The sequence below is a fragment of the Thauera sp. K11 genome (assembly GCF_002354895.1).
GTDB classification, from domain to species: domain Bacteria; phylum Pseudomonadota; class Gammaproteobacteria; order Burkholderiales; family Rhodocyclaceae; genus Thauera; species Thauera sinica.
Window position 1 is genome coordinate 4,176,783 of sequence record NZ_CP023439.1, and the last position, 12,689, is coordinate 4,189,471.

Sequence of the window (12,689 nt, forward strand, 5' to 3'; positions counted from 1 at the left end):
AGGGCCGGCCAGGCCCTGGTTGGCGCAACGACGAGCGGAAGAATCCCTCATCGACGGCGGTCCGGAACGGCCGCCGGGAATGCGGGGCTCGGCGCGCCAATCGAGAGGCACCCGGGAAAAGGGGGATGTATGAAGCTGTCGCCAGTATCCTTTTCGATACTCGCCGGACTGTCGGCGAGCGGGACCCTCGGTTCTCCCACGGCATGGGCTGCGTGCAGCCCCCTGCCCAATGCCGTGTGCACGGGTACGACCAACGCGACGGTGGGCAGCGGTCCATCCACGGCGTCCGGCGCGACGGTCACGATCAACGGCGGCGCGCAACTGAACGGCGGCAACGCCAGCGCGATCAGCCTCGGCGACAACGCCACGATCACGGTGAATTCCGGCGCCAGCGTCTTAAGCACCGCGGGCAGCAGCGGCGGCAACGGCCTGTGGGGCGCGGGCCGGAACACCATCGAATTCAATTCCAACGGCACGCTGACCATCGCCGAGGGTGCCTCGGTGCGGGCGCTGGGTGCATCGACCAATGCCGAGGCGATCAATCTCATCGGTTCCGGCAACACCGTCATCAACCGGGGGTTGATCTCCGGGCTCAATTCGGCGGCGATCTGGTTCGAGGACAAGACCCTCGGCACCAACACCATCGACAACTACGGCACCATCCAGCGCGGCAGCGGAAGCAGCAGCGTCATCGACAACGTCATCGGCAACCAGTCGCACAGCGACGTCAATTTCATCAACCGCGCCGGCGCCGTGGTCTATGGCGGCCTCTCGTTCGCCAGCGGCAACGACACGCTGACGCTGTTTCCGGGCTCGGTCATCAGCGGCGGTTTCAACGGCGGCGGCGGCACCAACGCGCTGCGGCTCGAAGGCGCGGCCGGGTCGAGCGACGCGCTGCCCGGCAACATCAGCAATTTCCAGACGCTGATCAAGGCCGGCGAGGGCCGCTGGACGCTGTCCGGCACGGTGGGCAGCAACGGCGGCGGCACGCCGCTCGCCGTCACGGTGCAGCAGGGCACCCTGGCGCTGACCGGCAACAACGTCAACTTCAACGGTTCGGTGGTGGTCGACCCCGCGGGAACGCTGGAAGCGCGCGCGCAGAGCCTGCCGCCCAGCGTCACCGACAACGGCCTGGTGCATTTCGTCCAGCCGGACAACGGCAGCTATTCGGGCGTCATCGGCGGGTCGGGCGCGGTGCTGAAGACGGGCGCGGGCGTGCTCACGCTGTCCGGCGCCAACGGCTATGCGGGCGGCACCACGATCCGGCAGGGTACCGTCGCCATCGATGCCGACAACCGGCTGGGCGCTGCCGGCAGTCCATTGACGCTGGATGGCGGCACGCTGGAGATCACCAGCAGCTTCGATCTTTCGCCGTCGCGCGCGCTCACCGTCACCGCCAGCGACGGCACCATCCAGACGGATGGCGGCGTGACCAGCACGGTGAGCCAGGGCATCGCCGGCGCGGGCACGCTCACCAAGAGCGGCGCCGGCACCCTGATCCTGTCCGGCGCCAACACCTATGCCGACGGCACGACGATCAGCGGCGGCACACTGCAGATCGGCAATGGCGGCACGACCGGCAGCATCGTCGGCGACGTGATCGACAACGGCGTCCTGGCGTTCAACCGCTCGGACCGGGTCAGCTTCGGCGGCACCATCTCGGGGAGTGGCGCGGTGGTCCATGCCGGCGCGGGCGTCACCGTCCTCAGCGGCAACAACAGCTATGCCGGCGCCACCACCATCGCCAGCGGCTGGCTCTACGTGGATGGCAGCCAGACCGGCGCGACCGGGCCGACCACCGCCGCCGCCGGCACGCGCCTGGGCGGCAACGGCATCGTCGGCGGCGACGTGACGATCGCCGACAACGCCACGCTCGCCCCCGGCGCCGAGCCGCAGACGCCCGGCGCCCTGACCATCCAGGGCAGCCTCACCCTCAACCCCAATTCCTTCCTGCTCTACAACCTGGTGCAGGCCAACGTCGCCGGCGGCGCGCTCAACGACCTGACCGTGGTGCAGGGCAACCTGGTGCTCGACGGCATCATCGACGTCGCCAACCAGGGCCAGGTCTTCGGCCCCGGGGTCTACCGGATCATCAACTACGGCGGCACCCTCACCAACAACGGCCTGACGATAGGCTCGCTGGTCAATGCCCCGGCTTCGCCGCAGGACACGCAGACCGTGGTCGCGCCGCTGACCGGCTTCACCGTCCAGACCTCGATCCAGGGCCAGGTCAACCTGGTCAACACCGGCGGGCTCGCCCTCAACTACTGGGACGTCGTGCCGAAGAACGACGACGCCATCGAGGGCGGCACCGGCACCTGGCAGGCTTCGCCCGGCACCCTCAACGACAACTGGACCGATTCCGCCGGCGACATCAACGCGCCGTGGCTGGATGGGGGCTACGCCATCTTCATGGCCACGCCGGGCACGGTCACGGTGGACAACGGCCTGGGGGCGGTCACGAGCCGCGGCATGCAGTTCGCCAGCGACGGCTACCGGGTGACCGGCCAGCCGCTCACGCTGCTGGACTCGACGACGGGCAACATCACCTTCGTCCGCGTCGGCGACGGCACCGCGGCCGGCGCCGCGATGACGGCGACGATCGACGCGGAGCTGACCGGCGGCGGTCTGGTGAAGGAGGACCTGGGCACGCTCGTCCTCGACGGCGTCAACACCTACACCAACGGCACCGGCATCTTCGGCGGCACGCTGCGGATCTCGCAGGACGCGAATCTGGGGGTGGCGTCCAGCGCGCTGATCATCCTCAACGGTTCGACGCTGAATACGACCGCCAGCTTCGACACCGGGCGCACGATCATCCTCGGCAGCAGCGGCATCGGCGCCAGCAGCGGAACGATAGCGACGGACGCGGGGACCCGGCTCACGGTCAACGGCGCGATCGTGGAAGACCCGTCGCTGCCGGCCGCCGCGCTGGTCAAGGCCGGCGACGGCGAACTCGTCCTGACCAGCACCAACACCTACAGCGGCGGCACCACCATCGCGGCCGGCACGCTGCAGCTCGGCAACGGCGGCACCACCGGCTCCATCCTCGGCAACGTGGCCGACAACGGCGTGCTCGCCTTCAACCGGTCCGACACCTACGTCTTCGGCGGCGCGGTGTCGGGCAGCGGCGAACTCCACCAGATCGGCAGCGGCACCACGGTGCTGACCAATGCCAGCACCTACTCCGGCGGCACCGCCATCGGCAGCGGCACGCTGCAGCTTGGCGATGGCGGGACGACCGGCAGCATCGCCGGCGACGTCGCGAACGACGGCCGCCTCGTCTTCGACCGCGCCGACCGGGTCACTTTCGACGGCGAGATATCCGGCAGCGGCGAAGTGGTCCAGGCCGGCGCCGGCGTCACCATCCTCACCGGCGACAACAGCTACGACGGCCCCACCACCATCTCGAACGGCTGGCTCTACATCAACGGCAACCAGAGTGCCGCGAACGGGCCGACCACCGCGGCCAGCGGCACCCGCCTGGGCGGCGACGGCACCGTCGGCGGCGACGTCGTCATCGCCGACAACGCCACGCTGGGCCCCGGCAGTCAGCCGCAGACCCCCGCCACGCTCACCATCGAGGGCAATCTCACGCTCAACCCGAACGCCATCCTGTTCTACAACATCGTCCAGGCCAACGTCGCCGGCGGCGCGCTCAACGACCTGACCGTGGTGCAGGGCGACCTGATCCTGGACGGCATCATCAACGTGGTGGATTTCGGCCAGACCCTCGGCCCCGGCATCTACCGCATCTTCAACTACGGCGGAAGCCTCTCCATCCCGAACGACGGGCTGCAGCTCGGTTCCTACATGACCGCGCCGGCGACGCCGCAGGAGGCGCCGGTCGCGACCGGTCCGCTGACCGGCTTCTTCGTCCAGACCGCCGTCCCGAACCAGGTCAACCTGGTCAATACCGCCGGGCTCGCCCTCAACTACTGGGACGGCGACGCCGGCCCGAAGAACAACGACGTCATCAACGGCGGCGACGGCGTCTGGCATGCCGACGCCGGCGTCGGCGACGACAACAACTGGACCAACAACCCCGGCGGCAATCCCAATGCGCCGTGGCAGGACACGGCCTTCGCCGTCTTCATGGCGACGCCCGGCACGGTCACGGTGGACGACACGAACGGCACGGTCAGGACCATCGGCATGCAGTTCGCCAGCAGCGGCTATCTGATCCAGGGCGATCCGATCACGCTGGTGCCCGATCCCGCGAGCGGCGGCGTCTCCTTCATCCGCGTCGGCGACGGCACCGCGGCCAGCACCGCGGTGACGGCGACCATCGCCTCGCCCCTGAACGGCGGCGCGTTGTTCAAGGAGGACCTCGGCACGCTCATCCTCACCGGCACCAACAGCTACACGGGCGGCACCGGCATCTCCGGCGGCACGCTGCAGGTTTCCCGTGACGAAAACCTCGGCGCCGCGTCCGGCGCCCTCGCCATCCTCAACGGCTCGACGCTGCGGACGACCGCCAGCTTCGGCACCGGCCGCATGGTCATCCTCGGCAATAGCGGCATCGGCACCAGCAGCGGAACGATAGAGACGGACGCCGGGACCCGGCTCACGCTCGACGGCGCCATCGTCGAAGCCCCGTCGCTGCCGGCGGCCTTCCTGACCAAGGCCGGCGACGGCACGCTCGTCCTCACCAACGCCAATACCTACAGCGGCGGCACCATCGTCGAGGCCGGCACGCTGCAAGTGGGCGGCGGCGGGACCAGCGGCAGCATCCTCAATGACGTGGATGTGGCGGGCGGCGCCACGCTGGCCTTCAACCGCAGCGACAGCCACGCGTTCGGCGGCATGGTGTCGGGCGCCGGCGAACTGCGCCAGATCGGCAGCGGCAGCACGGTGCTGACCAACGACAGCACCTACACCGGCGGCACCTTCATCGACGCCGGCACGCTGCAGCTCGGCAACGGCGGCACCACCGGCAGCATCCTCGGCGACGTCGCCGACGAGGGCACGCTGGCCTTCAACCGCTCGGACACCTACACCTTCGGCGGCATCGTTTCCGGCGGCGGCGAACTCGCCCAGCGCGGCAGCGGCACCACGGTGCTGACCAGCGCCAACACGTATACCGGCGGCACCACCATCACCCAGGGCACGCTGCAGATCGGCGACGGCGGCACCACCGGCAGCATCGTCGGCAACGTGGCCGACGAGGGCACGCTGGCCTTCGAGCGCTCGGATGCCTACGTCTTTGCCGGCGTCGTTTCCGGCGGCGGCCAGCTCGACCAGATCGGCACCGGCACGACCATCCTGACCGGCGACAGCACCTACACCGGCCGCACCACCATCGCCGCGGGCGTGCTGCAACTGGGCGACGGCGGCACCTCCGGCAGCATCGTCGGGCCGGTGGTCGACAATGCCGTGCTCGCCGTCGACCGCAGCGATGCGGTGACCCTGCCGGGCCAGATCACCGGCACGGGCGCCTTCGTCCAGCGGGGCACGGGCACGACCGTCTTCACCGCCAACAACACCTACAGCGGCGGCACCACCATCGAACGCGGCACCCTGCAACTGGGCGACGGCGGCAGCGCGGGCAACTTCTTCGGCGACGTGCTCGATGACGGCACGCTGGCCTTCGAGCGCAGCGACCTGCTGCCCTTCACCGGCAACATCTCCGGCTCGGGCAAGGTCGTCCAGCAGGGCACGGGCGACACCGTGCTGTTCGGCACCAACAGCTACGGCGGCACCACCGACATCGTCGCCGGCGGCCTCTACGTCAACGGCGACCAGCGCGCCGCCACCGGGCTGACCACGGCGCAGGGCGGCGGGACGCTGGGCGGCACCGGCATCATCGGCGGCAGCGTCGCCATCGCCGCCGGCGCCACCCTGGCACCGGGCGACATCGGCACGGTGCCGGGCACGCTCACCATCAGGCAGAACCTCGATCTGGATGCGGGGTCGGTGCTGGCCTACCAGTTCGGGCAGGCGAACGTCGTGGGCGGTGCGTTCAACGACCTGACCGTGGTGGAAGGCGACCTGACCCTGGCCGGCACGATCGACGTCGCGCTCACCGAGGGCGGCGCGTTCGACGTGGGCATCTACCGCATCATCAGCTACGCGGGCAGCATGAACAACGGCGTGCTCGACATCGGCACCCTGCCCACGGGCAGCGACGCGGCGGACTACTTCGTCCAGACCGCGGTGGCCAATCAGGTGAACCTGGCCTACACCGCCGGTCTCGAACTCAACTTCTGGGACGGCGGCGATCCGGGCCCGGAGGGCAACGGCCAGGTCTTCGGCGGCAACGGCACCTGGCATGCCTCGGCCGGCGTCGCCGACGACGACAACTGGACCAACGGCCTCGGGATTCCCAACGCGGCCTGGTCCAATGCCGCGTTCGCCATCTTCATGGGCGCGCCGGGCACCGTCGACGTGGACGAAGGGCTCGGCGAGGTGCGCGCCTCGGGCATGCAGTTCGCCAGCGACGGCTACCGGATACAGGGCGGCGGCATCACGCTGGTGGATTCGGTGGCGACGCCGGAGCGCTCCCTCATCCGGGTCGGCGACGGCAGCGAGGCGGGGCGCGCATTCACCGCCACCATCGCCGCGGAACTGCGCGGCGACACCACGCTGGTCAAGACCGACCTCGGCACCCTGGTGCTCGAAGCCGACAACACCTACAGCGGCGGCACCGCGGTCACCGGCGGCGTGCTGCAGATCTCGCGCGACGCCAACCTCGGCCAGGCCGGCACGGCGCTGAGCCTGGACGACGGCACGCTGCGCACCACGGCCGATGTCGACACCACCCGGCCAGGCGAACTGGGCGAACTGGGCGGCACCCTCGAGACCGTGGCCGGCACGCGACTCGGCTACGGCGGCGCCATCGCCGGACCCGGCTCGCTCACCAAGACCGGCGACGGCACCCTGGTGCTGACGCAGGCCAACGGCTACGCCGGCGGCACCTGGGTCAAAGGCGGCACGCTGCAGATCTCCACCGACGCCAACCTTGGCGAGGCGACGGCGGACCTCACCATCGAGGGCGGTACGCTGCACACCACCGGCGACGTGACCAGCGCGCGCGGTGTCGGCATCAACGAGCCCGGCGGCACGATCCTGACCGACGCCGGCACCGCCTTCACGCTGAACGGCGTGTTCACCGGCCTGGGTACCTTCGTCAAGGATGGCGGCGGCACCCTCGTCATCGCCGGCAACGGTGCGGGCTACAGCAGCACGGGCACGGTCGCCGCGGGCACGCTGGCGGTCGACGGCGTGCTCGGCGGCTACCGGCTCTTCGTGGATCAGGGCGCCCGGCTGGAGGGCACTGGCCAGGTGATGAGCGTGATCAACCGCGGCACGGTTGCGCCCGGCCGCAGCATCGGCACGCTGACGATCGCGGGCGATTACACCAGCGACGGCGGTGCGCTGGAGATCGAAGCGGCGCTGGGGGGCGACGCCTCGCCCACCGACCTGCTGGTGGTCACCGGCGACACCGCCGGCAGCACGGAGGTCGTGGTCATCAACCGCGACGGCCTCGGCGCGCAGACCAGCGAGGGCATCAGGATCGTCGATGTGGGCGGCGCCTCCGGCGGTGTGTTCACGCTGCGCGGCGACTACACCTTCGAAGGGCAGCCGGCGGTGATCGCCGGCGCCTACGGCTACCGGCTCTACAAGAACGGCATCGCCAATCCGGCCGATGGCGACTGGTATCTGCGTTCCGCCCTCACCAACCCTCCCGAACCTCCCCGCCCCCCCGCGCCGCCGCTCTACCAGCCGGGCGTGCCGGTCTACGAAGCCTACCCCAAGACCCTGCTCGCGCTGAACGGCCTGCCGACCCTGCAGCAGCGCATCGGCAACCGCGCCTGGGGCGGCGACTCCGTCCCGTCCGGGCGCGAAGCATGGGGCCGCGTGGAGGCCAGCCACCACCGTTTCGAGCCGGCATCGTCGAGCGGCCGGGCCGACCAGCGCATCGAGACCAGGCAGGTGCAGGTGGGCATCGACCGCACGCTCAGGCAGGAGGCCGACGGCGGCACGCTGATCGGCGGCGTCAATTTCCGCCACGGCGAGGCCGACGCCCGCATCGACTCGATCTACGGCGACGGCAGCATCGAGACGCGGGGCCACGGCGTGGGCGGCACGCTCACCTGGTACGGCGCGGACGGCTACTACGTGGACGGCCAGGCGCAGTTCTCGTGGTACGACAGCGACCTCAAATCCGCCGTGCTCGGCAAGCGCGCCAAGGGCAACGACGGCACGGGGTACGCCGTGAGCGCCGAAGCGGGGCGGCGCATTGCGCTGGAGCGCGGCTACAGCATGACGCCGCAGGCGCAGGTCGTTTATTCCAGCGTCGATTTCGACCGCTTCACCGACTCCTTCGGCGCGCACGTCTCGCCCGGCAGCGGCGACAGCCTGAAGACCCGCTTCGGCGTCTCGCTCGACTACCAGGACAGCAGCACCGGCAGCGCGGGCGACGTCCGCCGCACCCATGTGTACGGCATCGCCAACCTGACGTACGAATGGCTGGGCGGCACCCGCGTCGAGGTATCCGGCACCGACATAGCGCAGCGCGACAAGCGCCTGTGGGGCGAGTTCGGCGTCGGCGGCAGCTACACATGGAAAGACGGGCGCTACGCCCTCTACGGCGAGATCTCGGCGGATACACCGCTCGACGGCGCCGGCAGGTCGTCCTCGCTGAAAGGCAGCGCCGGTTTTCGCGCCCGCTTCTAGCGCGGGCGGCGGGACGCCCCGGAAGCGGCCGGGGTCCATCGCAGCGATTCCGACCCATTGTTGCAGGTCCGGCAATTGTCTTTTGTCGATTGGCGCCTATCTCGCCATATCGACAGCACGTAGAGTTCGTCCATGGCAGCGGCCCGAACCCGGTTCGGGCGCCTCGGCAAAGGAGTCGAGCGCATGGACGGACACGACACACGAACGGCCGAGGCACCGCACCGGGGCATCGCCGTCCTGATCCCCGGCCTGCTCTGTGACGACGTACCGGCCCGGATGCTCTCCCGCCGCGCCGCCTGACGCCGACCCGTACCGCAACGAAATGCCGGCCATGCAGCGCACCGTTCCGGCCGCCTTCACGCCGCCGGCAAGAAAGCCTTTTCACCTTCCCGTTTGCTTCACCCAACCGTAGAGGACAGATCCATGAACCGACTCGCCAAGCTCTCCGCCGCCCTCGTCATCGCCGCCGCTGCCGCCGCCCCCGCGCTGGCCGCGCCGGAGACCTACAACGTCGACGGCACCCACACCTTCCCGCGCTTCTCGTACAGCCACTTCGGCATGTCCACGCAGCTCTCGCGCTTCGACAAGACGACCGGCACCGTGGTGCTCGACAAGGCGGCGAAGACCGGCGCGGTCGACATCGTCATCGACATGAAGTCGGTCGATACTGGCCATTCGACCTTCAACGAGCACATCCAGGGCGAGGACTTCCTCGATACCGCCAAGTACCCGACCGCCACCTTCAAGTCGACCAAGGTCAATTTCGAGGGCGACAAGCCGGCGAGCATCGACGGCAACCTGACGATCAAGGGCGTCACCAGGCCGGTGACGCTGAAGGTCACCAACTTCGTCAACATGGCGCACCCGATGCTGAAGAAGGACGCCATCGGCGCCGACGCCACCGTCGTCATCAAGCGCACCGAGTTCAACGCCGGCAAGTACGCGCCCAACGTGGGCGACGACGTGACGATCACCGTCTCGCTCGAAGCGATCAAGGGCTGAACCCGCGGGCGCGGCACGTCCCGCCCGGGCGTGCCGCCACCCGCCGACTCATCGAGGACAAGGAAGTGATGGAACTGAGACCGGCCGCGGAGCGCGGCATCGCGAATTTCGGCTGGCTGTATTCGCAGCACAGCTTTTCCTTCGGCAGCTACTACGACCCCGAGCACATGGGGTTCTCCGACCTGCTGGTGATCAACGACGACCGCGTGCGCCCCGGCCGTGGCTTCGACACCCACGGCCATCGCGACATGGAGATCTTCTCCTACGTCCTCGACGGCGCGCTCGAACACAAGGATTCGATGGGCACCGGCTCGGTGATCCGCCCGGGCGACGTGCAGACGATGAGTGCCGGCACCGGCGTGCGCCACAGCGAATACAACGCCTCGCGCACGGACGAGGTGCACTTCCTGCAGATCTGGATCGTGCCCGACCGCAAGGGCGTGGCGCCTCGCTACCAGCAGCGCCGCTTCGCCCCCGAAGAGAAGCGCGGCCGGTTGCGGCTGATCATCTCGCCCGATGGCGCGGACGGCTCGCTGTCGGTGTATCAGGACGCGCGCGCGTACGCGGGCCTGTTCGACGGCGGCGAGCACCAGCGCTTCGAGCTGCCGGCCGGGCGCTTTGCCTACGTGCATGTGGCGCGCGGCGCGATCGACATCGATGGCAGAAGGCTGTCCGCCGGCGATGCGGTGAAGCTGCGCGATCCGGGCGCCATCGACTTCGCGAACGGCGATCAGGCGGAAGTGCTGCTGTTCGACCTGCGCCCGAACGAGATGCCGCGTTACTGACCGGCACGGGGAAAGCACCGCCATGAGACATGTGATCAGGATCGGCTTCGTCATCGGGGCCCTGCTCGCCGTCGGCAGCCCGGCAGGCCAGGCTGCGCCGGCGCCCGCACCGGGCCACCTGAAGCTGGTCGATCCGCTGGACCGGCCGGAGGACGGCTACTGCCTGGACATCGTCGGCTCGGGGCCGTACATCCGCTTCGACCTGCCGATGACGGCGCACAACTGCAAGCCCGGCCTGTATGCCGACGAGGCGGTGGTGCTCGAAGCGGACGGCCGCATCCGGTTTCCGGCCTACGACAAGTGCGCGACCGCCGCCGGCCTGAACGGACGGGCGCTGCCCGGCGCGGCGCTCGTGGCGCGGGACTGCGGCGAACGTTCCCCCTTCCTCGAGGCCGGGCGCCTGCAGGTCTTCACGTTGAAGAAGAACGGACACGTCGAGCTGCAAGGCTCCGGGCTGTGCCTGACGGCCGGCCCCGAGTCCGCGACGACCTTCTCGGACGAGCACCGCTGGCGCGCGCTTTATCTCGAAGCCTGCGAGACGGCCGACCCGGCCCGCTCGCGCTGGCATTTCAGCATCCCGGGCAACACCCGGCCGTCCCGGTAGCATCGACCGCTCGCCCGCTCGATCGGGGCGGAGGGCCGGCCGCCCGCGGCCGGGAACGCGGCGTCGTGGCTTCAGGGGGACACGGCCGGCGCGGCGCCGAACCGGATCTCGTCGCCGACCCGGTGGTGAGGCAGCGCGGTCAGGCTGTTCCCCACGCACGGCCCGTCGGTGCACCTGCCGTCGGAAAGATTGAAGAAGGCGGTGTGGTGGGCGCAGACGACCGCGTCGTCGAGCACCAGGAAGGTCTGCGGCTGGTAGTTCAGCGGCAGCGAGAAATGGGGGCAGAAGTTGAGATAGGTCCACACCCGCTCCCCCCGCCGCAGGAGGAGGACGCGGAAATTCTCGCTCCCGTCGCCGAACTGCACTTCGAGCGCGCCGCAGTCGGGGATGTCCCCGAGCGCGCAGAGCCTGGCCCCCGGCTCGGGACGGTTCGGCCGCTCCATCCAGTTCATCGCGTCGTCTCCGGCGTGCCCAGGCTCCAGGCCCAGGGCCGCACTTCAACCCTGGCAAACAGCCCTGCGCGGGAATACGGGTCGTCCGCGACGAAGCGATCGACGTCGCCGATGTCGCCGGCTTCCACGACGAGCAGGGTTCCGTTCATCGTCTCTCCGTCGGCGCTCAGCGTCGGGCCGCCGAGATGCACCTTGACCGGGTGCCCGTCCGGATCGCGCAGGTAGGCCCGGTGCTGCGGCCGCGTCCGCAGGCGGACGTCCGACTTGCCGGGGGCATCGGTGCCGAGGACAAGGAAATACATGGGCGTGCTCCCGGCGTCGTCTCACGCAACCGCGGGTTCGAGGACGAAGTCGTGATCGACCGTCCATTCGCCGCCCGCCGGCTCGTACTTCACGACCAGCGAATTCTTCACCGCGAAGACGGCGTCCGATTCGAGGTACGCGTCGCCCTCGGTGAAGAGCTGCGTGACGACGGGCCTGCAGCCGGGCGCGGAGACGATGAAGTGGATGTGCGCGGGCCGGTACGGGTGGCGCCCGACCCACCCCAGCCACTTGCCGACCGTGCCATCGGTGGGGATCGAATAGGAAACCGGCTTGAGCGTACGGAAGCGGTAGCTCCCGTCGGCGGCGGTCCTGACCTTGCCGCAGAGGTGGTACTCGTCCTGGCCGGCGTCCTGCATGTGGTAGAGGCCGTTCGGGGCCGTCTGCCAGACGTCGAGCGTCGCATTCGCGAGCGGCCTGCCATCGGGCGTGCGCACCTTGCCGCGCACCGTGACGCCCGGCCCCTCGTCCGGCGCGAGGTCTGCGCCGGTGTTCTTCTCCGGCGCCCCATCGACGTAGAAGGGGCCCAGCACGCTCGATTCCGTGGCCCCGGCCTGCTTGCGGTTGTTGATCGCATCGACCAGCATCGAAACGCCCCAGGTGTCGGACAGGAGGATGAACTCCTGGCGCTTGTCGTCGCACATCTTCCCGGTCTCGGTCAGGAAGCGGATGCCGGCGAACCATTCTTCGGGCGTGGGCTCGATCTCCCGCACGAACGCATGGAGGTGCCGGAACAGGGACGTCATCACGTCCTTGAGCCTCGCGTCCCCGCAAGCGGCCAGGCTCGCCAGCACGGCATCGGTCAGGTTTTCTTCGGTCAGGTTGCGCATGTCCGTATCTCCTCCG

At 69.6% G+C, this 12,689-nt stretch carries 7 protein-coding genes; 4 read left to right on the forward strand and 3 right to left on the reverse strand.

Going from position 1 to position 12,689, the window contains the following annotated elements:
* Window positions 1–234 precede the first annotated feature (234 nt).
* The 4 genes from CCZ27_RS18255 to CCZ27_RS18270 all read left to right on the forward strand — a co-directional run bounded on the left by CCZ27_RS18255 (window position 235) and on the right by CCZ27_RS18270 (window position 11,070).
* The gene (locus CCZ27_RS18255) at window positions 235–8,679 is read left to right on the forward strand and encodes an autotransporter-associated beta strand repeat-containing protein (RefSeq protein ID WP_198363175.1); all 8,445 of its coding nucleotides are present in this window, start codon (window positions 235–237) and stop codon (window positions 8,677–8,679) included.
* 423 nt (window positions 8,680–9,102) lie between these two features.
* Window positions 9,103–9,681, forward strand: a complete 579-nt coding sequence (locus CCZ27_RS18260) for a YceI family protein (protein WP_096450604.1) — start codon at window positions 9,103–9,105, stop codon at window positions 9,679–9,681.
* A 68-nt stretch (window positions 9,682–9,749) separates the two neighbouring features.
* Window positions 9,750–10,466, forward strand: coding sequence for a pirin family protein (locus CCZ27_RS18265; RefSeq protein WP_198363176.1), 717 nt, complete (start codon window positions 9,750–9,752; stop codon window positions 10,464–10,466).
* Between the two features lie 22 nt (window positions 10,467–10,488).
* The gene (locus tag CCZ27_RS18270) at window positions 10,489–11,070 is read left to right on the forward strand and encodes an RICIN domain-containing protein (RefSeq protein ID WP_198363177.1); all 582 of its coding nucleotides are present in this window, start codon (window positions 10,489–10,491) and stop codon (window positions 11,068–11,070) included.
* A gap of 71 nt (window positions 11,071–11,141) precedes the next feature.
* On the opposite strand, the gene CCZ27_RS18275 is transcribed toward CCZ27_RS18270, so the two are convergent.
* The 3 genes from CCZ27_RS18275 to CCZ27_RS18285 are packed head-to-tail and all read right to left on the reverse strand — an operon-like array spanning window position 11,142 to window position 12,673.
* Entirely contained in the window at window positions 11,142–11,522 is a 381-nt protein-coding gene (locus CCZ27_RS18275; RefSeq protein ID WP_198363178.1) for a Rieske (2Fe-2S) protein, read from the reverse strand.
* Entirely contained in the window at window positions 11,519–11,824 is a 306-nt protein-coding gene (locus tag CCZ27_RS18280; protein WP_096450608.1) for a YciI family protein, read from the reverse strand. Before CCZ27_RS18280 ends, CCZ27_RS18275 begins: the two co-directional genes overlap by 4 nt.
* Before the next feature lie 21 nt (window positions 11,825–11,845).
* Complete coding sequence (locus CCZ27_RS18285) at window positions 11,846–12,673, reverse strand: dioxygenase family protein (protein ID WP_096450610.1); 828 nt, start codon at window positions 12,671–12,673, stop codon at window positions 11,846–11,848.
* Window positions 12,674–12,689: the final 16 nt, after the last annotated feature.